This window comes from Streptomyces sp. AC512_CC834, assembly GCF_019049325.1.
In the GTDB taxonomy this organism is placed as follows: Bacteria; Actinomycetota; Actinomycetes; order Streptomycetales; family Streptomycetaceae; genus Streptomyces.
In genome coordinates this window covers 25,822-49,646 of sequence record NZ_JAGMUO010000010.1, presented here as the reverse complement: position 1 = coordinate 49,646, position 23,825 = coordinate 25,822, and the positions used below count along the sequence as shown (strand labels likewise).

Sequence of the window (23,825 nt, the reverse complement as noted above, 5' to 3'; positions counted from 1 at the left end):
TAGCAAGGGGCTTTGGCAGTGCGAGATTTACTTAACAGTGTGAGGTCGTTCTCAGGCCGATTGCCCGTCCGGGAGGTGGGCACCGTCCGTCACAGCGGCGCCCACCACGTGACCGTCGTCCCCCGCCCCTCGTCCGGGCCGCCCTCGCCGTCGTCGACGACCTTCAGGTGCACCCCGTCCCGGCCCTTTGGCGACGTGACGGGTGTCTCGACGGTGACCTCGACACGGGTGACGCCCGGGCGCGCGGATGCGTCGGCCAGGGCGTCGCGGAGTGCGGTCAGGAGGCCGTCGGCGACCCGGTCGGGTACGCAGGTGTCGACGGCGCCCCTGAAGTGCGTGGACGGCGGGAAACCGAGCCGGGCGGCGGCGGACGCGGTCTCGCGCAGCACCCGGCCGCGCAGGCCGGTCGGCGGGTCGGCCGGGGGCTGCTGCAGCGTGAAGATCGCCGTACGGACCTCCTGGACCGTGGACCGCAGCTCGTCCACCGCCCGGCCGAGGATGTCGCGGACGTCGGCGGCACCGGGGCGGCGCTGCGTGGACTCCAGCATCAGGCCGGTGGCGAACAGCCGCTGCACCACCAGGTCGTGCAGGTCCCGGGCGATGCGGTCACGGTCCTCGTAGACCGCGAGCCGTTCCCTGCCACGCCGGGCGTCGGCGAGGACGAGGGCGAGCGCGGCCTGCGAGGCGAACTGCGTCGCGAGCAGCCGTTCCAGGTCCGTATACGGGCGCTCCCCGCGGCGCCGGGGCAGGGCGAGGGTGCCGATCAGCCGGCCGCTCGCCTGGAGGGGCAGCATCATGCTCGGCCCGAACCGGTGCCGTACGTGCGTCGTCATGCGCGGATCGGTCGCCGAGTCCGCGATGAACACCGGTTCACCGCCCAGAAGTTGCTCCAGGACGGGGCTGCCCGGCTCGATGGTCGCGCCGACGATGCCGTCCGGGTCGTCGGGCGTCGAGGCGGTCACGATCTCCATGCCGCCCTCGGCGGTCGGGTGGAGGATGACGCCAGCGGAGGCGCCGGCGAGCAGCCGGGCCCGTTCGGCGACCGTCGTCAGCGCGTCGCCGGCGCCCTGCTCGGCGCCGTCCTCGGTGAGCAGCGCGGTGGTGACGGCCGCCGCGCCCTCGATCCAGCGCTCGCGCTGCCGGGCCGTCTCGTACAGCCGGGCGTTGCCGATCGAGATGCCGGCCTGTGTGGCGAGGACCCGCAGCAACTGCTCGTCCTCGACCGTGAACGGCCCGGCACCGGGCCGCCCGGCCAGCCGCAGCTCCCCGAACACCTCGTCGTGCACCAGGATCGGCACCCGCAGCCGCGGTGCCGTCTCCGGTACGGGGGCCGGGGCGGGGGTGCGGATCTCGGCCAGGCCGCTCTCGCCGGGGTCGGCGACGGCCAGGGCCGCGCAGCCGGCGTCGGTGAGTTCGGCGGCGCCGTCCACGATGTGCCGCAGGACGCTGTGCAGGTCGAGGTCGGTGCCGACACCCAGGACGGCTTCGAGGAGACGGGTCAGTCGGGGCGTGGGCCGGGCGGTCATCCGGTCGGTTCTCGGTGCGTGCGGGTCCTGGATCAGTCGGAGCCCGAGCCCGAGCCGGAGTCGGTGCCGGTGCCGGTGCCGATACCGGCGTCGGAGGTCGTCGGGTGCAGCGTGATCGGCTCGATCCGGCCCTCCAGCATGCTGCCGAGGCCCTGGACCGCGCACACGTCGGGCCGCTCGGCGATGTGCACCGGCATGCCGGTGGCCTGACGCAGCATCTGGTCGAAGCCCGGCAGCAGCGCGCTCCCGCCGACCATCATGATCCCGCGGTCGGCGAGGTCCGCGACCAGGTCCGGCGGGCAGTCCCGCAGCACCTTGCCGATGCCGTCGAGCACGGCCGTCAGCGGCGTCTGGATGGCGTTGCGCACGGTGGCGGTGTCGACCCGCACACTGCGCGCGAGACCGGTCGCCACGTCCCGCCCGTGGATCTCGGTGGTCGCCGGCCCCTGCGGCGTCAGACCGTTGCCGGACAGGGCGAGTTGCAGCGGACGTACGGACTGGCTGGGCAGCACCAGCTCGTGCTGGTGGCGCAGGAGCTGCACGATCGCGTGGTCCACGGCCTCGCCGCCGACCGGGACGCGTACGGCGGTCACGATCGAGCCGAGGGAGAGCACCGCGACCTGCGTGGCGTGCGCGCCGCACACCATGATCATGGTCGCCTCGGGCTGTTCCACGGGCAGTCCGCAGCCGACCGCCGCCGCGATCAGCGTGTCGACGAGTTCCACCCGGCGCGCGCCGAGCCCGACCAGTGTCTCGATCGCCGCCCGCTGGGACAGCGGATCCGCGTCGTGCGGGGTGCAGACGGCGGCACGCAGCCGGGGCTTGCGGCGCAGGGCGCGGCGGATCCGGTCACCGAGCAGGTGCCGCAGCATGCGCTGGGCCATCTCGATGTCGACGACCGTGCCACCGGAGACGGGCCGCACGACGCGGATGTAGCCGGGGGTGCGGCCGGTCATCTTCTCCGCGAACTCGCCGACCGCGATGAGCGCGCCGGTGCGGGTGTTGATCGCCGCGGCGGACGGCTGGTCCACGACGAGCCCGGCGCCCTTCACGTACACGCGGGTCCGCGCCGCGCCCAGGTCGACGGCGAAATGGCAGCGGCGTAGCTGCTCCAGACTGGCGGTACTGGCCGTACTGGCGGTCATTGGCAGATCCTCCCGAGAGCGCTGACCGTGCGGGGCCGCCCGGTGGCCGGCCTCTTAGGCACCGATCGTGCGCGGCGGCCGGGCCGGGCGCCCGCTGGAGGGGGCCGGGCGGGGGGCCGCTGAATGGGGGTGGAGGCCGGCGCGGCCGGTGGACCGGCGGGTGCGGTGGGTCAGCGGTTCTCGGCCGCCGTCAGCAACGGGCGCAGGTCCGGTACGAGGAGTGCGCCGGGGTCCGCCGCGGTCAGCTCCCGCCGTACCCGTTCGCCGGGCCAGTGGCCGATGAACGGCAGACCGACCGCGCGTGCGGCGGACTGCTCGGCGGCGGACGAACCGACCAGCACACAGTCACCGGCGGGAGCGTCCAGCCGCTCCAGCGCCCGGTGGAGGACGTCCGGGTCGGGCATGAGGCGGGCGAGGTCGGCGCCCCGGCCGTGCGCGCCGCCCGGCAGCGCGTCCAGCAGGCCGCGCCGCCGCAGGTACGCGGTGACCGGCTCGGGGGCACGGTCGCTCACCACCGCGGCGGGCACGCCGCGGGTGTTCAGCGCCCGCACCAGACGGTCGGCCAGGGCAACCGGCCGCGCCGTGCGGGCCGCGCGCGTCTCGTGCCGGTCCAGCCGGACCCGTACGTCCGGGGCGAGCCGGTGGCCGGCGAGCGCCCGGACGAAGTCGAGCGTGCCGGCGTATCCGTCCGTCGTGGCCCGGGGCAGCGGCACCCCGGCCAGCGCGTCCTCGGGGTCGCGCTCCTCGACGAAGAGCCCCGCGATGTCCAGGAGCACCTCCCGCTCCGCCGCGGGCCGGTACAGCCGGGCCACCACGTCGTCGAAGCCGAGGAGCACGCAGCGGGCGCCGGCGATCAGGTCCGCGGGCGAGTGCGCCGCGGGGCGCGGCCGGGGCGCGACGGCGGCAGCGGCGGGAGTGGACGGAGTGGCGGGCGTGGTGGGCGTGGTGGGAGCGGTGGGAGCGGTGGGGCGGCTCGGCCGGGAGAGGGTCCAGACGGCCCGGTATCCGGGCACCTCGATCTCTCCGAGCTCTCCGAGATCGAACTCGCGACCCTCCCGGACCGCGGCGAGAGGCTCCCTGGTCAGCTCGGCGACCACCTCGCGCACGTCGGTGGCCCGGCTGCGCACGGCCTCCACCGGGTCCTCGACCTGCCACGTCGCCTCGATGCCGCCCACACCCGTCTCGAGACGGTGCTCGGTCAGGTCGACCTCGAAGTACTGCGCGGCCGCGCGGAGTGCCGGGGGCGCGGACCGGACCGGCTCGGAGTCCGGCAGGGCGAGCGTGCCGTCGGGCAGCCGCAGGACGAAGGTCCGGGAGGCGTCGCGCCCGACGGGGAGCCGCCCGTCCGCCGGCATCGGGAAGGGGCCGCTCACCGCCCCGCCGTCCGATGCCGCCGCCCCCGGGTCCCCGGCGTCCTCGACCAGGCGGTACCAGCCGGTGTCGTCGGCCAGCGGCTGGAAGAGGTCCGGGGGGAAGGCGGGCCCGTCCTGTCCCTCCTCGCACACCTCGTCGTAGTAGAGGGAGTCCGAGAGGGCGACGACCGCCTGCGCGGCCGAGGCGTCCAGGGCCGCGGTGACCGACCCGGTGTCGGCGCGGCCCAGGGACTGCTCCCCGGTGCCGTCCAGTCTGAACTCCACCTGCCAGAACTCCACCCGCAACCGCAGGCCGGCCAGGCGGGCCAGCCGTCCGGGAAGACCCTCGACGGTGGCCCTCAGGAGCGGGGCGGCCTCGGCCTGCGGCGCCAGCAGTACGAGGATCGGACCACCGGGTTCGTCGACGAGCTCGTAGGCCTCGTCCGTCCCGCTGTCCGCCAGCAGGTCCGTGACCACGCCGTGCAGGGCCGCGCGGGCGTCGTGGTCCACCGGGCCGTCGGCGAGGGCGTACCGGACGCAGGCGCGGAAAGCGGTGTCGAAGTCGAGCTCCGGCTCGTCGGGTTCCAGCTCCTCAGGTTCCCGCTCGTCGGGTTCCGGTTCCTCCAGTTCCGGTTCCGGTTCGGCCGGTTCCAGTTCCGGTTCCGGGCCCCCGTCCCTGTCCCTGTCCGCCGGGACCTGTGCCGTGTCGTGCTCCGCGTCGTCGTCCAGCAGGGGTGCCCAGAGGTCGTCCTCCGTGGGGAAGGGGCCCTCGGGCAACTCGTCCGGCGCGGACACGAGCGGCTCGTGGGCGTCCGGACCCTCGGGCCGGTGCTCGTACTCCGACCACGGCGGCGCGTCCTCCACCGGCCCGGCGTGCTCCTCGCGCAGTTCCTGGCCCAGCGCCCTCAGGGCCGGACTCCGCCCCCCGGACAGCTCGTACTCCTCGTACACCTCCAGCGCCTCTTCGCCCCGGCCCTGGCGGCGCAGCGCGATCAGGTACAGGCGGCGGAAGTCCTCCCGGTGCGGGTGGGCACGCAGCAGGCCGGCCAGTTCGGCGGAGGCCCGGTCGTACTCGCCGAGGGTCAGGTCGAGTTCGGCGCGCTTGGTGTGCAGGGCGAGCCGCAGCCGCAGGAGACGGGTGCGGGCGGTGCGGGCGGCGGGGCCGGGCACGTCCGCGAGGGGCTCGGCGTCGCGCCACAGCGACAGCGCCTCGGTGACCAGGCCGTGGGCCTCGGGAAGCGTGCCCTCCAGCCGGGCCGCGTCGGCGAGCCGTACCAGCTCGTCGCAGCGCACCAGGTCCAGGTCGTCGGCGCTGGTGTGCAGGGCGTAGCCGTGGGCGGCCGTCGCCAGGACACCCGGGCCCAGGATCTCCGTCAGGCGCCTCGCCAGCCGGGTCACCTCGCCCCGCGGGTTGCGCGGCTCGTTGCCCGGGTCCCACAGCCCCCACCGCAGCTCCTCGTGCGTCACCGTGCGGCCGTGTTTGAGGAGCAGCATGGCGAGCAGCGCGCGCACGTCCGGCGGCAGGTCGGGGGAGCCGTCCGGCAGGGTGACGCGCAGCGGGCCGAGCGCCTGGTAGCGGCGCCGCGGGTAGGCCGCGGACGCCTGGGGCGGCAACTTCGGGTCCGTGAGGAGCCGCAGGCCCTGGGTCTGCGCCGCCGGCGAGGCGGACATCATCAGGTCGAAGGCGTGCGCGTAGTGGATGCGCATGGCGCCGAGCGAGCGGTCGAGGCGGCTGGAGTCGATCGGGACGGCCAGGTGCGAGGTCCCCGACGTCAGCAGCAGGAGGATCTCGCACAGGGCCCGCAGGTCCTCGGACCGTCCCGGCGGTCCCGTGGTGCGCCCCGGTTCGAGGAGGCTGAGCCGGACCGTGCCGTCCGGCAGGAGTACCACTCGGGAGGTCTCCAGGCCGCCGTGCGTGACGCCCGCCTCGTGCAGGGCGGTGAGCGCCCGCGCCAACTGGGCCCCCACCGACACCGTCAGCGGCACCGGCAGGCGCCGGTCGTCCGGCCGGGTCAGCGCGGCCAGCGCTATGCCGTCGAGATGCTCCATGACGACGTAGGGGATGTCGTCCTCGACGCCGGCGTCCAGGACGGTCACCACGTTCGGGTGGGTGACCCGCGTCAGGCGGCGCGCGTCCCGCAGGAACGCGCGGCGCGAGGCGGGGTCGGTGTCCGCGTCGTGCAGCCGGATCGCCACCGTCCGGTTCGTTGTGGTGTCCTCCGCCAGCCACATCTTCCCGGTCGGTGCCAGCCGGCGCGTCGGCCGGTAGCGCGCGCCCAGGACGGCCGGGAAGGGCGACGGGAGCGCGGGCCGCTCCCGTGCGGCCAGTTGCCGGGCGCTGGCCTGGCTGATCGCCGCGAACGACTCGCTCCCGTCGGCCCTCTCGGTGCCCTCCCGGGAGGGGAACAGCGCGCGGAACTCGCCGGGCGAGCGCCCCGCCCGTTCGTCGATCAGTCCGCCGGTCCGCAGCAGCAGTTCGTGGGTGCGGTTGCGGGCGGTGCGGGGCAGCCCGCGCAGGAGGAGGTCGCGCACGCCGGGGCGGAAGGCGTAGGAGCCGGACGGCCCGGCGACCGTGGTGAGCAGTCCGCTCAGGATGACCTCGGCCAGGTGCTGGGGCCGCGGGTCCGGCTCGACCGCGGCCTGCACCAGCCGCATCACGGGCAGGTCGGGGCGGCCCAGCGCGAGGTGGCCGGCCAGCCGGTACGCCTGCGGGGAGGCGCTCGCGCGAAAGCGCAGGACGAGTTCCTCGGCGGACAGCAGCCCGACGTCGGTGCGGTCGTCGGCGTCGGCCGGCAGCGGGCGGTGCAGCGTGGCGGCCGCGCCCGGGTACGGGGTACCGCCCGGACTCGCGACCAGTGCGGCCCAGTTCGCCAGCCACTCGGGTCCCGGCTCAAGCACGGGGACGTGCACGGCCGCCCCGGGGGCCCGGGGCGCGGTGCTGTCGTACGGCGTGAAGGCGAGCGAGGCGCTGGGCGCGGCCCGGTGCGGGGCCGACAGCCGGCCCGGGACCGGCGGCAGGGCGGTGTCCCGCCACAACTGCTCGGGCAGCGGCTGGAGGACGGCCAGGGGCGTGCGGTGCGCCCAGCGGCGCAGCGTGCCGAACCACCGGGTGCCGGCCGGGCCCTCGCGCCACTGCGGCCCCATGCAGTCGCTGATCAGCAGCATGACCGTACGGCCGTCGGCGGGGGCCTGGGCTCCGTCGCCGCGGACGGTGCCGTCGGGGTCCGCACGGTGCAGGGTGACGGTGCGGAAGACGCCCGACTCGGCGAGCGCGGCGTGCAGTTCACGTACCAGGGGCTGCCAGACGGGCATCGTGGGGCCCGCGTCGTGCACCAGGTGCAGGCGCAGCCACCGTTCCCGTACGGGGCGCAGTACCGGCAGCCACCACCGGGGGTCGGCGCCGAGGCGCGCGATGCGGTCGGCGGTCGCGGACTCGTCCACCTCGTGGCCCACGGGCGCGTCGGTACGGCGTTTCAGCGGCCGCAGGGAACGCTGCAGCGCCAGCGTGTGGCGCAGCATCGGCGGGGCGGGCGCGAGCAGGGCGCTGTGCGGCTGGGCCGCCGACGTGCCCGGGGCGGGGGCCGGGGACGGCAGGCGCAGGGGAGTGCGGGAGTCGTCGGAGGCGGCGGGAGGGGGGTCCGCCGGCCGGTCACCGCGGGGCCGGTGCCCCGGCCACTGTCCGCCGCGTCGCTGCCGTTCCCGCTCCCGGTCCCATTCACGGTCCCGGTCTCGCTGTTCGTCCCGATCCGGTGCCGCTTCGGGGGCGGGCGGCGTCGGCTCCTCGGGATGCGTCCCGGACGCCGGACCGTCCGGCGGGTCCTGGGCGTCGGGTTCCATCTGCCCGGCCAGCCACAGGAGTTCGGCCAGCTCCAGCGGGGTCGGGCGGACACCGGAGGCCGACTGGCCGAGGATGTCGGCCAGCCGGGGCAGGGGTTCCGGCGAGCCGGGGCGGTCGGTGGGCATCAGAAGGCGTCGGGCTGCGGGGACCTGCCCAGGTACGGCATGAGCTGCTCGGCCAGCTCGTCCAGGGAGTCGGTGCCCAGACCGGAGGAACGGGCCATGTAGATGGCGTTGAGCAGTTGGTCGGTGGCCAGTTCGCCGCTGCCCACCCGGGACAGGAACCGGTGGATGAGCTGCTGCGCGTACCCGTCGGGCTCGCCCAGGTGGGCGCGGACGATCTCGGCGAGGTGGTCGTCGTCGGGCTGCCGCAGGCGCAGCGAGACGCAGCGGCGCAGGAAGGCGGGCGGGAACTCCCGCTCGCCGTTGCTGGTGAGGACGACGAAGGGGAAGGCCTTGCAGCGGACCCGGCCGCGCTCCACCGGCACCCGCTGGTCGGCGCCGTCGATCAGCACCTCGACGTGTCCGTCGGGGGTGTCCCGGGAGGTCCGCACGAGTTCGGGGATCTCGTACTGGCCCTCCTCCAGGACGTGCAGGAGGTCGTTCGGCAGGTCTAGGTCGCTCTTGTCGATCTCGTCGATGAGCAGGGCGCGCGGGCGGGCGTAGGGCAGCAGGGCGGTGCCGAGCGGGCCGAGACGCAGGTGGTCCTCGATGCCCGTGGCGTCGGCGGCCGCCGACGGGGCGTCGGGCTGCTGCGTGGCCTGGCGCGCCGCGTACAGCCGGGAGAGCGGATCGTAGGCGTAGAGGCCGTCGCCCAGCGTGCTGCGGCTGGTGATGTTCCACCGGAGGACCGGGCCGAGCCGCAGTTCACGGGCGACCGCGTAGGCGAGGGACGACTTCCCGGTGCCGGGCGGTCCTGTGACCAGCAGCGGACGCCGCAGGTACAGGGCCGCGTTGACCAGTTGCACCGTGTCCGAGGTGGCCTGGTAGGTCGCGGCACGGTGGGCGCGGTCGGGCGAGGCGGCCGGGGCGTCGTCGTCCTCGGCGGGCGGGTCGAGCACGGGAGCGCCGTCGAAGGCCCGCCAGGGCGGGGGAGGCGGGAGCTTCGTGATGCCGTCGTGGGGGGCCGGCGCGCCGGTGTAGACGGGCCACAGGGGCATGGGTTCTTCTCTCCGAGCGATCGGTACGGCGGGCGGTTCGGCGCGGTTCATCGGCGGGGCGGGCGGTTCAGCCGACGGGGGAGTGGAGGAGGGCGGCGGGCTCGGCGAAGCAGCGCGGGTCGTCCCACAGCAGTTGGACGTCCCGCGCCCAGTGCTCCTCCGGGACGTCGGCCGCGTCCGCCGTCTCGCGCAGCTCCCGGACCAGGCGGGGGAGTTCGGCCGGCGGCACGCCCGCCACGGACACGGCCAGCTCGTCGAGGAACACCGTGCCGGAGCAGGGGCCGCCGGGGTCGCCGGGGCCGTGGGGTCGGTCGGGTCGGTCGGGTCCGCCTGCCTCGTGGGGTCCGCCGGGGCCGTGGGGTCGGTTGGGTCGGCCGGGTCCTTTGGGGCCGCCGGGTCGGTCGGGTCCTTCGGGTCCTTCGGGTCGGTCGGGTCGGCCGGGGCCTTGGGGTCCGTGGGGTCGGTCGGGTCCGCCTGCCTCGTGGGGTCCGCCGAGTCCTTCGGGTCCGTCGGGCCGTTCGGGTCCGTCGGGCCGTTCGGGTTCGCCGGGTTCGTCGGGTCCGTGGGGTCGGTCGGGGGCTTGGGGTCCGCCGGGTTCGCCGGGGCCCGCGTGCCCGTTGCCGGGGCAGCCGTGGCGTGGCCACAGCAGCACGGGGACGGGGACGTTGAGGCCGACCTCGAAGTGCTCCGGCGCCCCCGTGGGCGGGGTGGCGAAACCGGCCAGCTCCGCGTCGTCCCGCAGCCGCTTGCGCAGGCCCGCCGGCCGCTCCCGGGTGCCGCAGTCCACGCGGTGCAGCGTGCCGCCCGGACTGACCCCGAGCCGCCGCCACTTCTTGCGCAACTGGTGGCGGAGCCGCCCGCTGCGGTGGCGGTAGCGGTCGGTCACCACGAGCGGGTAGGCGCAGCCGAGCGGCGTCGAGTCGTCCTCACCGCACTCCCAGTGCGCCACCGGCTCGTTCAGCCACTCGCGCGGCAGCACGAAGGTGAGCAGCTCGTCCGCGCCGGGGTCGAGCTGGGTGAACGCCTCGTCGATGCGCTCCTGCACGAAGGACCGCACCGCGCCGCGGGCCAGCCGGCGCGAGCCCACCGGGCGGCGCTGCCCGTCCCGGTAGGCGGACACCTCGACGGTGACCTGGTCGGCGCCGGCACCGCTGTGGTCGATCTCCACGACGATGGGCGACCAGGTCGCCGGGCGCGGCGGCGGGGCGTGCAGCCGCTCCTCCAGCCGGTCGGCGAACCGGGCCACGGCCGCCGGCTCCGGCACCTCCCACTGCACGTACGCGGCGGCCTCTCGGAGGGAGGCGAAGCCCCCGTCCGGGGGCGGCGGGTCGAACGCGTCCATGGCCGAGACGTACAGCCGGTTCGGGTCGCAGTCCAGGCCGGTCTCCTCGGCCCGGCGCACCAGCGCGTACAGCCGTCTGCGGGCGTCCGCCCGGTGGCCGGGCGTGGGCACCAGCTCGCCCAGCTCCGGCCAGTAGCGCGCCATGACCTCGACGGGCAGCATCCTGCCGACGCGTACGTCCCTGGCCCCGGCGACGGCGGAGACCATGCCGACGACCGTGCCGTCGGCCAGCGTCAGCGCCGCCCCGCTGAACCCGGCCGCCAGCGGCTGCCCGTGCGCGGTGAGCGCCTCCAACTGGACCCACTCGTCCGAGATGAGCGGGCCCGGCAGGGCGCGGTAGGAGGCGAGCATGCCCTCGTCGTACCCCTTGGGGAAGCCGTAGGCGATCAGTTCGGGGGCGAGGGTGGCGGGGGCGAGCGCCGTCCGCTCCGTGCCGGGCGGGGCGAAGGCGGCCGGGGTGAGCGGCACGTCCCGGTCCAGTTCCAGCACGGCGAGGTCGCCGAGGTCGGCGGCACCGTCCCGCCAGCCGCCGTGCACGGCGACGGTGCCGGACAGCTCGCCCAGGTCCCGGCGCCCCGGGAAGGTCACCGTCACCGGGGCGCGGTCGGCCCAGCGGACGACATGGGCACAGGTGAGCAACCGGCGGGCGGAGACCAGGAATCCGGCGCCGACCTCCTTGCCGCACTCGACGCGGGCGTGCCAGGCGGCACCGCTCATGACAGCGCGGCGGCGTCCGGAGCCTCGGGACGCGTCGGGGACGACTGCGACTCGGGGCGCGTCGCGGATGGTTGTGGTTCGGGGCGCGTGGCGGACGACCGTGGTTCGGGCCGTGTGGCGGACGATCGCGGCTCGGAGTGCGTGGGGAACGGTTGCGGCTCGGCGCGTGTCGCGGACGACCGCGGTTCGGGGTGTGTCGCGGACGGCTGTGGTTCGGGGTGTGTCGCGGACGACCGCGGCTCGGGGTGTGTCGCGGACGGTTGCGGCTCGGGGCGCGTCGCGGACGACTCTGGCCCGGGGCGTGTCGCGGACGGCTCCGGCGACCAGCTCAGCTTCACGATCAGGTGGCCCTCTGCCGAGCCCTTCGCGATGACCGCGCCGGCCTCCGCGCTCAGCTTGACGCCGAACTCCAGCTCCACCGAGTCGGGTCTGAGCGAGCCGTCCCTGAAGACCCGCAGCGCGGACGCGGCCGCCGCCCGTACACCGTCCAGGGAGTCCTCGAAGGTGCGGGCCGCCCGGGCCGGGCCGTCGCCGCGCGAGACCAGCCGCGCGCCGTCCTCGTCCTCGACGCCCTCGACGACGACCCGCACGCCGTCCTCGGTCTTGAACTCGACCAACCCGTCCATGACGCCGCTCGCTCCCCGTGTGCCGTACGTGTCCGTGCGCATCACCATTGTGACGGACGGTACTTGGCCGTGTCCCGCCTTCCGTCGCGGGTCCGTCCTGCCACTGGCGGAAACCCGCCAAGGCGTCTACCCGCCGCGTCCACTCAACTCCCGTCCCCCACAGGCCCCCTGAGACTGCTCACAGCACTCGTCACAGCACTCTACGACGACACGAAGAGAGACGTGGATGAGCACAGGACCAGTCAGACGTGGGGCGACCCTCCTGTCGGCGGGGCTCGTGATCGCGCTGCTGCCGGCCGGGACGGCGGCGGCGCAGGAGCCGCCCCCGGACCCGGCGCGCACCCCAACGGCCACCGCTCGCACGGCCACCGCGGCCACCGCGGCCGGTGCGGCCCGCACCGTGACCCTCGTCACCGGCGACCGGGTGACCGTCACCGACCTCGGCGGCGGCCGGAAGACCGTCGCCGTCGAGCGGCCCGAGGGCGCCACCGGTGCCGTGCACACCCGCAGCTCCGGCGGCCGGACCACCGTCGTACCCGACGAGGCCGTGCCGTACCTGCGCGACGGCAGCCTCGACGAACGCCTCTTCGACGTCGGAGAGTTGCTGGAGCAGGGGCTCGCCGACACCGAGACCGGCGAGCTGCCGCTGATCGTGACCTACGACAAGGGGGCGCGGGCCGCCACCCCGAGGGGCACCGAGCGGACGCGGGCGCTGCCCAGCGTGCGCGGGGCCGCCGTGGAGGCCGACAAGGGGCGTGATTTCTGGCGCGAATTCACCCGCCGAAGCGCCGGTATCGACGGCGTGTGGCTCGACGGCCGGGTCACCGCCGCGATGGCCGAGTCCAACGCGCAGATCGGCACACCCGAGGCCTGGCAGGCCGGGCTGACCGGCAAGGGCGTCACCGTGGCCGTGCTGGACAGCGGTGTGGACGCCGGGCACCCCGACCTCGTCGGACGGGTCGGGCAGAGCAAGAGCTTCATCCCCGGTGAGGAGGTCGCCGACCGGCTCGGCCACGGCACGCACGTCACCTCCACCGTCGGCGGCAGCGGCGCCGCCTCCGACGGCAAGGAGAAGGGCGTCGCGCCCGGCGCCACGCTCGCGGTCGGCAAGGTCCTCGACGACGAGGGCTTCGGCAGCGAGTCGGAGATCATCGCCGGCATGGAGTGGGCCGCCCGGGACGTGGACGCCGACATCGTCTCCATGAGCCTCGGCTCGACCGAACCCAGCGACGGCACCGACCCGATGGCCGAGGCCGTCAATACCCTGTCCCGCGAGACGGGCGCCCTGTTCGTGATCGCGGCCGGGAACACCGGCGCACCCTCCTCCATCGGCTCGCCCGGCGCGGCCGACGCCGCCCTGACCGTGGGCGCCGTCGACGCCGCCGACCAGGCCGCCTACTTCACCAGCGCCGGGCCCCGCTACGGCGACAACGCGCTCAAGCCCGACCTGTCCGCGCCCGGCGTCGACATCCTCGCCGCCCGCTCCCGGCTCACCGAGGGCAGCGGCGACTACACGTCCAAGAGCGGTACGTCGATGGCGACACCGCACATCGCCGGGGTGGCCGCCCTGCTCGCCGAGGAGCACCCGGACTGGAGCGGCGCGCGGCTCAAGGATGCGCTGATGTCCACCTCGAAGGAACTGGACGCCTCCGTCTACCAGTTGGGCGCGGGCCGGGTCAGCGTGCCCGACGCCGTCGACGCCGACCTCACCGCCACCGGCAGCGCCGACCTGGGCTTCTACTCCTGGCCGTACGAGGCCAACGAGCCCGTCACCAAGGCGGTCACGTACACCAACGACTCCGATGCGGCCGTCGAGCTGAAGCTGTCCGTGCGGGGCGCCCCCGAGGGCGTCGCGACTCTCGCCGACACCTCCCTCACCGTGCCCGCGCACGGCACCGCCGCCACCACCGTCACCGGCGACGGGGCCAAGGCGCCGGTCGGCACCACCGGCGGGCAGATCGTCGCGGCCGACGCGAGCGGGAAGGCCCTCGCGCACACCGCGTTCGGGCTGGTCAAGGAGGACGAGCGGTACACGCTCACCGTGCGCGTCTTGGACCGCTCCGGCGCCGCGACCCCGGCCGACCTGACCGTCCAGCGGCTCACCGAGGGCGTCGACCCCTTCCCGGCGCACGTCGGCGCCTTGGGCACCCTGGAGCTGCGGCTCCCGCGCGGGACGTACAGCCTGTCGTCCTTCCTCGACGTGCGCGGCAGCCACGGCGCGGACTCCCTCGGCCTCGGCTTCCTCGCCGCACCGGAGGTCGTCGTCGACCGGGACCGCGAGATCACCCTGGACGGCCGCGAACTGCGCGAGATCCGCGCCGACGTCGACCGGCGCACCGAGACCCGGCAGCTCATCATGGAGTACGACCGTGAGGCGAACGGCTCCGACCTGTTCGGCGCCGTCCAGGTGCCGCTGACGTACGACAGCATCTTCGCCGCGCCGACCCGGAAGGTCACCGAGGGCGGCTTCGAATACCGCACCGTGTGGCGGCTCGGCAAGCCGCTCCTTGAGGTCAAGGGGATCGGCGAGGCGACCGTCCAGTCCGGCGGCACCCTGACCGAGGGCCGCACCCGGCTGCCCCTGGTTGACGTCGGGGACGTCGGGGCCGGGCCCCTCCCGGACGGCGTACGAGGCAAGGCGGTCCTCGCGAAGCTCACCGAGGGGACCGAACCGACCGCGCTCGCCCAGGCCGCGCAGGACGCGGGCGTCAAGGCGCTGTTCGTGACCGACGACGCCCCCGGACGGCTGATGTCGTGGTGGGGCACCGCCGACAACGCCGACCGGCCGCTCCAGATCGCCACGGTCTCCGCGGCCGACGCCCGCCGGCTGCACAGGGCCGGCCGGGTCGACATGACCGGCACCCGCAACACGCCCTACGTGTACGACCTCTCCGAGGGGCACCCCGGTGCCGTGCCCGACCGGGACCTCACCTTCGAGCCCCGGCACCGGGACCTCGCCGTGGTGCGCGCCAAGTACCACGCCGCCGAACCGGCGAGCGGCGGCGAGTTCCGGTACTCGATCACCGACACCTTCCCGGTCGGCCTCGGCTTCCGGGAGCGGATCGACTACCCCGCCGAGCGCACCGAGTACGTGTCCACCGGGCCCGGCCAGCGGTGGCACGAGACCGTGACGACCGGCGGCACGGCGCTGGAGGAGCGCGGCGGACTGATCCGGTACCGGGGAGGGTCGCGCACGGAGCGGAACTGGTTCAAGCCCGTGTGGCACCCCTACCTCGGTACCGGGCTCGGCTGGGGACAGCAGCGGCTGGGCAACCAGATCCAGCTCAACGCCCCCGGCTGGGGCGACTCGGGACCCGACCACACCGGCTTCGGCGACGTGTGGAGCGACGACAGCGGCATGACGCAGACCACCTCGGTCTACCTGGACGGCGAAGCGGTCGACCAGGGCAACAAGGGCTCCACCGCCTATGTGTGGGAGGCGCCCGCCGACGAGCACACCTACAAGCTCGTCACCGACACCGCGCTGGACGCCGCGCGCTGGCCGCTGGCGACGAAGGGGCACGCGGAGTGGACCTTCCGCTCGGCCGAGACCCCGGACGACCGGTGGACCTTCCTGCCGCTGATCAACCTCTCCTTCGACGTCGACACCGACCTCGCGGGGAAGGTGCGCGGCGGCAAGAGGCTGCGGATCGGGCTCGGCGCGCAGTACGTGGCGGGCGCCCCGGACACCGGGCGGATCGGCGGTGGCAAGCTGGAGGTCTCGTACGACGACGGGAAGACCTGGCAGCAGGTCCGGCTGCGCGGCGGTCACGGTGACGGAGAGGCGTCCTGGCACGGGACGCTGAGCGTGCCGCGCCACGCGGAGCACGTCTCGCTGCGGGCCTCGGCGCGCGACGACCGGGGCGGCTCGGTCACCCAGGAGATCGTGCGGGCGGTGGCCGTGCGGTGACACGCGGACGGCGCCGCCTCCCTGGGACGGGGAGGCGGCGCCGTCGGGTTTCTCGGACCGTCAGACCAGCCAGCCGACGAAGTGGACGATGCCGGCGAGGATGTCGGTGAGAAGGTTCATGATCGTGCAGCTCCTTGCGCTGTGCATGTGTGGGACCTGCTGAGATCTATTGAGATCTACTGAGACCTGCTGAGGCCCACTGGGACTACTGGGACATGTGCGGCAACTACGGTCTGCAGCCCGTTGCTTGCACACCGTAAGTATCGTTGGTCCCTGCAGTCACATGCGCTCTTCAGAGCGACGACCACCTGTTCGAGGGAACAATTGATCGCTTGTTCGGATCACGCCAAGTTCGGCCAAGTCCTGTGGTCGCAGGCGCAGTTGACCGGCCGTCGCCTCCACCTCCGTCGGCGGGCGCTTCAGGATCGCCGCCGCCGGCTCCGGTGCGATGACCGAGAAATAGCTGTCCGGGGTGGCCCAGGTGCTGCCGGGCGCGGCCAGCGCCAGCGCGCCGCCCGAGCCGCCCTCGCCGATCAGCAGCGTGGTGACCGGCGTACGCGCCGACGCCACCGCGCCGAACAGGTCGGCGATCGCCGGGCCCGCCCCCTGCCGTTCCGCCGCCGCGTCGTTGGCCGCGCCCGGCGTGTCCACCAGGGTCAGCACCGGGATGCCGAGCCGGTCCGCGAGGCGGATCAGCCGGGTGGCGGTGCGGTACCCGGCGGGCCGCGTCGCGGTCCCGGTCTGGGCGGCGTACGCGACCGTCCGCCCCGCGTGCTCACCGAAGCCGCACAGCATGCCCTCCGGGTCGGTGCCGCCACAGCGGTCCCCGGACAGGGCGACGCGGTCGGTGAAGTAGGCGTCCAGGTACGCCCCGGCGCGCGGGCGTTCGGGAGCGCGGGCCCGCCGCACCGCGTCCCAGCCGGTGTCCGGCAGGCCCCTCGCGCCCAGCGGCCCGGGCACCGGCGCCGGATCGCCGGACGGCGCCGCCAGCAGCCGCAGCCACCGCCCCAGCGTCCCGCGCAGCTCCCCGGGCGGTACGACGGCATCCACGCTGCCCGCCGCCACCTGCGCCTCCGCCGTGTACGCCGCCGGATCGGCGTCCGGCGGCCGGACCCGGGAGCCGGCGAAACCGATCTGGGCGCCCGGCATGGCGAGGACCACGTCGGCGCCCGCGCCCAGCGTCGCCCAGCCGCCCCCGGTCGCCGGGTCCCGCACCACCGCGACCTGCGGCAGCCCGGCCGCCCGGGTGAGCGCCGACTGCCGGGCCACCCGCTGCAGTTGGGTCAGCGCGAGCATCCCCTCCTGCATCCGGCTGCCGCCGGTGGCGACCAACGGCACCACGGGCAGCCGGTGTTCGCGGGCGTACACGTACGCCGCCTCCAGCCGGTCGCCGGTGGCGCGGCCCAGCGAGCCGCCGAGGAAGCCGAACTCGAAGGAGATCAGCACGGCCCGGGTGCCCTCGACACGGCCGGTGCCGCAGACGACGGACTCCTCCTCGCCGGTGCGCTCGGTGGCGCGGGCCCGCAGGGCGTCGTAGCCGGGCCAGCCGAGGGGGCCGTCGGGCCGCCACGGGCCGTCCTGGTGGGGGAGTTCGGTGAAGGTGGAATCGTCGGTGACGAGGGCGAGGAACTCCCGCGCGGAGCGGCGCTCAGCCACGGTCCAGCGCCCGCTTCATGATCTTCCCCATGTCGTTGCGGGGCAGCGCCTCGATGTGCCGGACGACGCGGGGCCGCTTGTGCGGGGCGAGCCGGGCCGCGACGTGGTCGGCCAGCGCGTCGAGGGCGGGCGGCGCGGCGGGGTCGGCCGGCACGATCCACGCCACGATCCGCTCCCCGAGGTCCGGGTCGGGCTCCCCGGTGACCGCCGCCTCCCGCACCGCCGGATGTTCGAGCAGCGCGTTCTCGATCTCCCCGGCCCCGATCTTGTACCCGCCGCTCTTGATCAGGTCGGTGGCCTTGCGGCCGACGATGCGGACATAGCCGTCGGGGTCGCGCACCGCCATGTCGCCGGTGCGGAAGAACCCGTCGGCGGTGAAGGCGGCGGCGGTGGCGTCCGGGCGGTTCAGGTACTCGGTGAACAGGTTCGGGCCGCGCACCTGGATCTCGCCGACGCTCTCCCCGTCCAGCGCCGCGACCGGCGTGCCGTCCTCCTCCACGAGCCGCAGCTCCACCCCGGGCAGCGGCACGCCCACGGCTCCGGCGCGCGGCTCGCCGTCCGCGCGCACGCTGGTGTTCATCAGCGTCTCCGTCATGCCGTACCGCTCGATCACGCGCCGACCGGTGGCGGCGGCGATCCGCTCGTGGTCGTGCACGGGCAGCGCGGCCGACCCCGACACCAGCAGCCGGGCCCCGGACAGCGCCTTCGCCAGCTCCGGATCGCCGGGGAGCGTCTCGGCGATCCGGTGGTACATCGTCGGCACCCCGAACAGCATGGTCGCGCCGTCGTTCAGCTCCCGCGCCGCGCCCTCGGTGGAGAACCTGCCCAGGTGCCGCACGGACCCGCCGCGCCGCAGCGGCCCGAGGATGCCGAGGACCAGCCCGTGCACGTGGAACAGCGGCAGCCCCTGCACCAGCACGTCCTCGCCGGTCCACCGCCACGCGTCGGCGAGCGCGTCCAGCGTCGTCGCGAGGGCCCGCCGGGGGATGACGGCCCCCTTGGGCGGTCCGGTGGTGCCGGAGGTGTAGACGACGAGGGCGGGGTCGCCGTCGCCGGCGCGGTCCTCGGGGACGGGCCCGCGGGCGTGCACGTCGACGTCGACGCGCTCCAGGGCGCCCAGGGCGGGCGGTAGTTCGCCGCCCGGGGGCGCCAGGACGAGCGACGGCGCGCTGTCGGAGAGGATGTGCGCGAGCTCCTTGTCGCCGGACTTCGGGTTCAGCGGTACGGCGGGGACCCCGGCCAGCAGCGCGGCCACCACGGCGACGGCGGTCTCCATCGCCGGGGTCGCCCAGACGGCGACCCGGTCGGCGGCGCCGATCCTCCCGGCCGTGGCGCCCGCCGCGGCGGCGAGTTCCGCGTACGTCAGGGAGCGCTCGCCGAACCGCAGGGCGGGCCGGTCGGCGGGAGCGCCGGACGGGGCCGGGGAGAGGGCGGGAAAGAGAGAGGACACGCGTCGTACTCCTTAGCTGTTGCTCACGGTTACCGATTCTCCGACGTGGACCTACCCGAAGCCGGGCACGACCAGCACCAGCCACGCCAGCGTCGGCACGGCCGCCACCACGATGCCCCCGTAGACCATCAACTGCCGGAAGAAACGGTCGCGGTCCACGTCCGGGGCCGCGGCCAGCACCAGCGCGCCGTTGGTCGAGAAGGGACTGACGTCCACGACCGTGGCCGAGACCGCGAGCGCCGCCACCATGCCGACCGCCCCGATCTCGCCCTGCGCGAGGAACGGCACCGCCAGCGGGATCAGTGCCCCCATGATGCCCACGGACGAGGCGAAGGCCGACACGATCGCGCCGATGTAGCAGAGCAGTACCGCGGCGAGCAGCGGGACGCCGATGCCGCCGACGCCCTCACCGGCCCAGGTGATGGTGCCCATCTCCTCCAGTACGCCGACGTAGGTGAGGACACCGCAGATCAGCAGCACCGTGGACCAGGCGATCTCGCCGACCGCGCGGCGGCTGTCCTCCGGCCAGGCGGTGCTCAGGACGACGGCGAGGGTGACCGCGGTCAGACCCGCGTCCAGGTCGAAGCCGAGGACGGCCACGACGAGGGCGACCAGGGCGATGAGAGTGGCGATACGGGGCGGGGTGAGGCGTGTGGTGCCGCCGGTGCCGCCGGTGTCCTGGTCGGGGCGCACGGCGACGGCGGTGGGGGCGGTTCCGCCGGAGCCGGACTCGGTGCCCTTGCCCGTGCTGGTGCCGGTGCCGGTGCCGGTGCCGGTGTCGCCCGGCTGCGTCCCCTTGCGCGCGCCCGTGCCCGTGCCCGTGCCCGTGCCCGCGCCCGGGTCGCCCTCGCCGTCCGTCGGGACCGACCCCCGCGCCCACAGCTTCCGCCCGCCGAGCACCGCGAACAGCACGCTCGCGATGAGGAGGTTGGCGATCAGCGAGGCGAGGAAGAGGCTGATCTCGCTGCCCGGCAGGTTCTCGCGCTCGACGATGCCGTTGACGATCGAGCCGTAGATGCTGATCGGCGAGAACCCGCCCGCCTGCGCGCCGTGCACCACCATCGTGCCCATGAGCAGCGGGCTGATCGAGTACCGGGTGGCGAAGCTCAGCGCGATCGGCGCGACGATGGCGACCGCGGCCGGGCTGACCGCGCCGATCGCCGTGAGCGCGCCGGTGAGCGCGAACATCACCCAGGGGATAAGCGCGACCCGCCCCCTGACCAGCCGGACGGCCGCGTGCACCAGCCAGTCGGTGGTGCCGTTGGACCGGGCGATCGCGAACAGATAGGTGACGCCGACGAGGACGACGAACAGGCTGCCGGGGAAACCGGCGAAGATGCCGTCCGCGTCGAGGTCCGCGACGAGCGTGCCCACCCCGAAGGCGGCGGCGAAGGCGAGCGCGCCCATGTTGACGGAGCGGGTGGTGGCGATGACGAACACCACGACGAGGACGAGGATCGAGATGAGTTCGGGGGACATGCGGGGGCTCCCGAGTGCTGACCTGATTGCTGGGGTGAGTGGCTGGGGTGAGTGGCTGGGGTGAGTGGCTGGGGTGATTGCTGAGGTGAGTGGCTGAGTGGCTGAGCCACTTGGATGGTGCGGTTGGCTGGTCAGCGTGGGCCCGCCCCGGGCCCGCGTCAAGGGGTCGCGCAACAATTGGCTCAGCCACTCGGCCACCGAAGCCCGGTGCTACGCTCCCGTGGAGAGGGGGATCTCGTGACCGACGCCCTGCGTCCCATGACCAAACAGCGCCTGTACGAACAGGTGCTGGAGCGGCTGCGCCAGTACGTCACCGACGGCGGCCTGCGAGCCGGCGACCGGCTTCCGCCCGAACGGGACCTCGCCCAGCGCCTCGGCGTCAGCCGCGCCTCGGTGAAGCAGGCCATCGTGGTCCTGGAGGTCCAGGGCCTGGTGGAGGCGCGGCACGGCGGCGGGACCTATCTGGTCCGGGACAGCCTCGATGTCGAACCCGTCGAGAAGATGGTCGAACGCCGACGCCGCCTCCCCGACGTCCTGGAGGCCCGCGAGGCGCTGGAGACCAAGCTCGCCGAACTGGCCGCCGAGCGCCGCACGGAGGACGACCTGGCCGCGATGCGGACCGCGCTGGACGTGATGGCCGAGGAGATCGACCGGGGCGGGCACGGCGTCGAGGGCGACCGGCTGTTCCACGCCGCGGTCACGGCGGCGGCGCACAGCAGCCTGCTCGCCGAGTTCATGCGCTCCATCGCCCACCAGATCGCCGAGAGCCGCACCGAGTCCCTGCGCCAGCCCGGCCGCCCCGGCCGCTCCCTGGACCAGCACCGGGCGATCCTGGACGCCGTCGCCGCCCGGCAGCCCCGGCAGGCCGCCACCGCGATGCGCCGCCACGTCCGTACCGTCGCCAAGGTCCGCCTGCTGGACTGGGACCCGGAGGACGAGCGAGAGGATCGATGAGGCGATGAGGCGATGAGAGCGCCGACCGTCCCCCGCATAGCCCTGGTGACCTGCCGTCCCGGCCCGCAGGTCAGTGTCGACCGCGATCTGCCCGTCCTGGTGCGGGCGCTGGAGGAGGCGGGGGCCCGCGCGTCCGCCGAGGTGTGGGACGACGACGGCGTCGACTGGGGCTCCAGAGACCTCCTCGACCAGGTCCGCAACGACGAGGCCGCCGAACAAGCCCGCCGCGAACTCGAATACGCCTTCCGGGCGGGGAAGGCCACCAGCCGTCCCCACGGTGTTCGGACCCTCACGTGAGTTCGGCACGGCGGACCTTTCCGATCCGGTACGCCCCGTATCCGGGTGAGGCTCTGGACTCCTGGCTGGAGGCATTCGCCGCAAGGCTGGGCTGTCCCTTCACCGATGCCCTAGGGGCACTCGGCCTCCCGAACCGTGACCCGGCCGTGGCCGCCCCGGTCCTGCCCCGTTGGACGACCGTGGCCACTGCCGACGAGCTGGCCGTCATCACCGAAGTCACCGGGGTCGCCGCCGATGTGCTCACGGCCATGACCCTGCAACGGTACGACGGCCACGCGGTGGTGATCGTGCCCGGACAACGCCGCGTGCACCGGCAGGCCCTATGGGTCGGGCAGGGTCTCGGTTCTGCCCCGCCTGCCTGGAGGAAACCGGTGGCCGCTGGCAGGTGACCTGGCGGCTGGGCTGGTCCTTCGCCTGCATCCGTCATCACGTCCTGCTCGCCGACCGCTGTCCAGCCTGTCTACGCACCCTCGACTGCGCTCCCACCCCCGCCGGGAAGTGCCCCGTCCCGGCCTGTGCTCCAGCGCGGCCCTGGCCGGTGGCCCGCGCCCACGACGCTGCCACCACCCCCTGACCGACACCCCGGTCACCGCCCTCACGCCCGACGGAGCCCTGGTGGAGACGCAGCGCCTGATCAACACTCTGGTCCTCAACCACGCAACAACCGCCGACCTGCATCCTGTGACTTCCGGCGAAGTCCTCGAACGCCTTGAGCACTACCGGACCAACCCTCTGTTTCCGCGTTCCCAACGCCATCCGGACATCCAGCGCGGTGACATGCACAGCTACTACGCGCCCGACGACGCCGCAGCCACCGCCGTGGCGATCGCTGCGGCGCTCCGTGTCCTGTGTGCTGCGGACATCCCCGCGGCAGCCGATGCCACGCGATGGCTGACCGAGCGGGTGGCCGCCTCCGGCCGCACCCTGCATCCCGCTGGCGTCGTGTCCGTCGGCGGGACGCTGTCGCCCGTCCTTGAGGCGGCCCTGCGCTGCAGCCGGGAGTCACAAATCCTGCCGGTTTACCGGCTACGCCACCGCACCGCCGTCCACTCCACCATGCCTCCGGCCAACCACAACGCCAGGGCCAGCATGCTGCCAACCGCCCTATGGCCCGAGTGGTTCCTGCGCCTGTCCCCACACCATCCCAGCGGTCGGCCCGCAGCCCAGCGCACGGACGAGCTCCTGGCCGTCGCCTGCCTGCTCGCCGGCAACACCGCCTCGATCCAGGCGGCGACCCGGCTGACCGGCACCACCGTCACCAGCCACAACGTCTTCACATTCCTCGCCGACCTCACCCGCCGCAGCGACTGCGCCGACGTCCTGTACGCCCTGATCCTCCTGGCAGACCACCTCGACCAGTACGGCACTCGTATCGACTACGCACGCCGCCGCGCCCTGTTCACCAATCAGGCCAGCTTCATCGACCCACGCTGCTGGAACGATCTACAGCGCCGCCTGCGATCGACCCACGCCCCCAACGTCGCGCACGCCCAGTGCTGGATCTTCCACACCGTGACCGGCTCGCCGCCGCACCTCGGCCACCCCAGCCTCGCACCGGCCGCCGGAGCACAGCGCCAGTAGTACCAGCGTTTCCGATGGCGGATTCTGCCCGCCGAAGCCGACCTGCTCACCCACAGCGCGCAGGCACTCCTCGACGGGCACAGCATCGACGAACCGCTTCAGTGGACGCCCCGGCTGTCCGCCCGTGTCCTGCACCACCTCACTCTGCCCGGGCCCGACCCGGATAGCATCACCGTCACCCAGCTCCACCAGGCCGTGCCCGGCGGTGACTTCTCCATCGCGCAACTCGCGCGGAGCTTGAACACCACCACGGCTCACGTCATCTGCCTGCTGTCCCAGCACCCCGTCGACTGGAGCCCGCCCCGGTTCCGCCGTACCCAGCACACCGCCACCCGTCTGAAACAGTGGTGCATCTGGTACGAACGGGACCACCTGTCGCTCCAGGGCATCGCCGACCGTGAAGGAACCAGCCTCGCAACTGTGCGTCTGGCCTTCCTCAAGAACGGCGTCCCGCTACGCCCAGGCGGGCCCTATCCGGGCCGCCCTCGGCGAGGGTAATTGCGTCCGGGCACGGCCATGTGGGCCTCCTCCCGCTGTCCAAGCTCAAGGGGCAAGGCCCTTCCACATCTGGCACAGGCTCTGCGCGTTCATTCTTGGCCGTCACCCAGCAGGAAGGAGCCGTCCTGCCATACGCGTCCTGAACGCATGCCATCGACCTTGGGCGAGCCATCGGAACTCCGGCCGCCCGTTCCGTTCGTTGGGCCGACGCCGACGCTCTCGAACGGCATGCCGGGCTCGATGAGCGTCACCTCGTCTCCCAGACGGAGGTATTGGCGATGCCGCGTCAGGCTGC

Annotated in this window: 16 protein-coding genes; 6 read left to right on the top strand and 10 right to left on the bottom strand. The window is 74.3% G+C overall.

The annotated features are described in order from the left end of the window. Positions 1–89: 89 nt before the first annotated feature. The 6 genes from KUM40_RS01730 to KUM40_RS42590 all read right to left on the bottom strand — a co-directional run bounded on the left by KUM40_RS01730 (position 90) and on the right by KUM40_RS42590 (position 11,753). Positions 90–1,526 (bottom strand): GAF domain-containing protein, encoded by a 1,437-nt coding sequence (locus KUM40_RS01730; protein WP_217162038.1) that lies wholly within the window; start codon positions 1,524–1,526, stop codon positions 90–92. A 32-nt stretch (positions 1,527–1,558) separates the two neighbouring features. Further along, complete coding sequence (locus KUM40_RS01725) at positions 1,559–2,671, bottom strand: rod shape-determining protein (protein ID WP_217162036.1); 1,113 nt, start codon at positions 2,669–2,671, stop codon at positions 1,559–1,561. A 170-nt stretch (positions 2,672–2,841) separates the two neighbouring features. Beyond that, complete coding sequence (locus tag KUM40_RS01720; RefSeq protein WP_254394397.1) at positions 2,842–7,986, bottom strand: SAV_2336 N-terminal domain-related protein; 5,145 nt, start codon at positions 7,984–7,986, stop codon at positions 2,842–2,844. Continuing rightward, positions 7,986–9,020 (bottom strand): MoxR family ATPase, encoded by a 1,035-nt coding sequence (locus tag KUM40_RS01715; protein WP_217162034.1) that lies wholly within the window; start codon positions 9,018–9,020, stop codon positions 7,986–7,988. The genes KUM40_RS01720 and KUM40_RS01715 overlap by 1 nt, the downstream gene beginning before the upstream one ends. A gap of 67 nt (positions 9,021–9,087) precedes the next feature. Further along, complete coding sequence (locus KUM40_RS01705) at positions 9,088–11,079, bottom strand: trypsin-like peptidase domain-containing protein (RefSeq protein ID WP_254394396.1); 1,992 nt, start codon at positions 11,077–11,079, stop codon at positions 9,088–9,090. Further along, the gene (locus KUM40_RS42590; RefSeq protein ID WP_374227334.1) at positions 11,076–11,753 is read right to left on the bottom strand and encodes a CU044_2847 family protein; all 678 of its coding nucleotides are present in this window, start codon (positions 11,751–11,753) and stop codon (positions 11,076–11,078) included. Before KUM40_RS42590 ends, KUM40_RS01705 begins: the two co-directional genes overlap by 4 nt. Before the next feature lie 178 nt (positions 11,754–11,931). Between KUM40_RS42590 and KUM40_RS01695 the strand changes: the two genes are divergently transcribed. Then, positions 11,932–15,615, top strand: coding sequence for a S8 family serine peptidase (locus KUM40_RS01695; RefSeq protein ID WP_217162032.1), 3,684 nt, complete (start codon positions 11,932–11,934; stop codon positions 15,613–15,615). A 279-nt stretch (positions 15,616–15,894) separates the two neighbouring features. On the opposite strand, the gene KUM40_RS01690 is transcribed toward KUM40_RS01695, so the two are convergent. Genes KUM40_RS01690 through KUM40_RS01680 form a run of 3 tightly spaced genes read right to left on the bottom strand, consistent with a single transcriptional unit; the run spans position 15,895 to position 20,200 of the window. Then, entirely contained in the window at positions 15,895–17,271 is a 1,377-nt protein-coding gene (locus KUM40_RS01690; protein ID WP_217162030.1) for a carboxyl transferase domain-containing protein, read from the bottom strand. Then, a complete protein-coding gene (locus tag KUM40_RS01685) occupies positions 17,264–18,721 on the bottom strand; it encodes an acyl-CoA synthetase (RefSeq protein WP_217162028.1) in 1,458 nt (485 codons plus the stop codon). Before KUM40_RS01685 ends, KUM40_RS01690 begins: the two co-directional genes overlap by 8 nt. 51 nt (positions 18,722–18,772) lie before the next feature. Then, complete coding sequence (locus tag KUM40_RS01680) at positions 18,773–20,200, bottom strand: SLC13 family permease (RefSeq protein ID WP_217162026.1); 1,428 nt, start codon at positions 20,198–20,200, stop codon at positions 18,773–18,775. A gap of 237 nt (positions 20,201–20,437) precedes the next feature. Between KUM40_RS01680 and KUM40_RS01675 the strand changes: the two genes are divergently transcribed. From KUM40_RS01675 to KUM40_RS01660, 5 genes are read left to right on the top strand one after another with little or no spacing between them, the layout of a single operon-like run. Next, complete coding sequence (locus tag KUM40_RS01675) at positions 20,438–21,154, top strand: FadR/GntR family transcriptional regulator (protein ID WP_217162024.1); 717 nt, start codon at positions 20,438–20,440, stop codon at positions 21,152–21,154. Between the two features lie 12 nt (positions 21,155–21,166). After that, a complete protein-coding gene (locus KUM40_RS42585; RefSeq protein ID WP_217162091.1) occupies positions 21,167–21,451 on the top strand; it encodes a hypothetical protein in 285 nt (94 codons plus the stop codon). Then, positions 21,448–21,840 (top strand): TniQ family protein, encoded by a 393-nt coding sequence (locus tag KUM40_RS42025; RefSeq protein ID WP_374227333.1) that lies wholly within the window; start codon positions 21,448–21,450, stop codon positions 21,838–21,840. The genes KUM40_RS42585 and KUM40_RS42025 overlap by 4 nt, the downstream gene beginning before the upstream one ends. Further along, positions 21,774–22,025, top strand: coding sequence for a TniQ family protein (locus KUM40_RS42580; RefSeq protein WP_374227332.1), 252 nt, complete (start codon positions 21,774–21,776; stop codon positions 22,023–22,025). The genes KUM40_RS42025 and KUM40_RS42580 overlap by 67 nt, the downstream gene beginning before the upstream one ends. Beyond that, complete coding sequence (locus tag KUM40_RS01660; RefSeq protein ID WP_217162090.1) at positions 21,950–23,032, top strand: hypothetical protein; 1,083 nt, start codon at positions 21,950–21,952, stop codon at positions 23,030–23,032. Before KUM40_RS42580 ends, KUM40_RS01660 begins: the two co-directional genes overlap by 76 nt. A 587-nt stretch (positions 23,033–23,619) precedes the next feature. On the opposite strand, the gene KUM40_RS01655 is transcribed toward KUM40_RS01660, so the two are convergent. Further along, complete coding sequence (locus tag KUM40_RS01655; protein ID WP_217162020.1) at positions 23,620–23,781, bottom strand: hypothetical protein; 162 nt, start codon at positions 23,779–23,781, stop codon at positions 23,620–23,622. Positions 23,782–23,825 lie beyond the last annotated feature (44 nt).

What these genes read in the sequence shown, in the direction of transcription:
- KUM40_RS01730 (WP_217162038.1), bottom strand. Translation starts at nt 1,526, where the DNA reads ATGACCGCCCGGCCCACGCCCCGACTGACCCGTCTCCTCGAAGCCGTC.
- KUM40_RS01725 (WP_217162036.1), bottom strand. Translation starts at nt 2,671, where the DNA reads ATGACCGCCAGTACGGCCAGTACCGCCAGTCTGGAGCAGCTACGCCGC.
- KUM40_RS01720 (WP_254394397.1), bottom strand. Translation starts at nt 7,986, where the DNA reads ATGCCCACCGACCGCCCCGGCTCGCCGGAACCCCTGCCCCGGCTGGCC.
- KUM40_RS01715 (WP_217162034.1), bottom strand. Translation starts at nt 9,020, where the DNA reads ATGCCCCTGTGGCCCGTCTACACCGGCGCGCCGGCCCCCCACGACGGC.
- KUM40_RS01705 (WP_254394396.1), bottom strand. Translation starts at nt 11,079, where the DNA reads ATGAGCGGTGCCGCCTGGCACGCCCGCGTCGAGTGCGGCAAGGAGGTC.
- KUM40_RS42590 (WP_374227334.1), bottom strand. Translation starts at nt 11,753, where the DNA reads ATGGTGATGCGCACGGACACGTACGGCACACGGGGAGCGAGCGGCGTC.
- KUM40_RS01695 (WP_217162032.1), top strand. Translation starts at nt 11,932, where the DNA reads ATGAGCACAGGACCAGTCAGACGTGGGGCGACCCTCCTGTCGGCGGGG.
- KUM40_RS01680 (WP_217162026.1), bottom strand. Translation starts at nt 20,200, where the DNA reads ATGTCCCCCGAACTCATCTCGATCCTCGTCCTCGTCGTGGTGTTCGTC.
- KUM40_RS42585 (WP_217162091.1), top strand. Translation starts at nt 21,167, where the DNA reads ATGAGAGCGCCGACCGTCCCCCGCATAGCCCTGGTGACCTGCCGTCCC.
- KUM40_RS42580 (WP_374227332.1), top strand. Translation starts at nt 21,774, where the DNA reads ATGGGTCGGGCAGGGTCTCGGTTCTGCCCCGCCTGCCTGGAGGAAACC.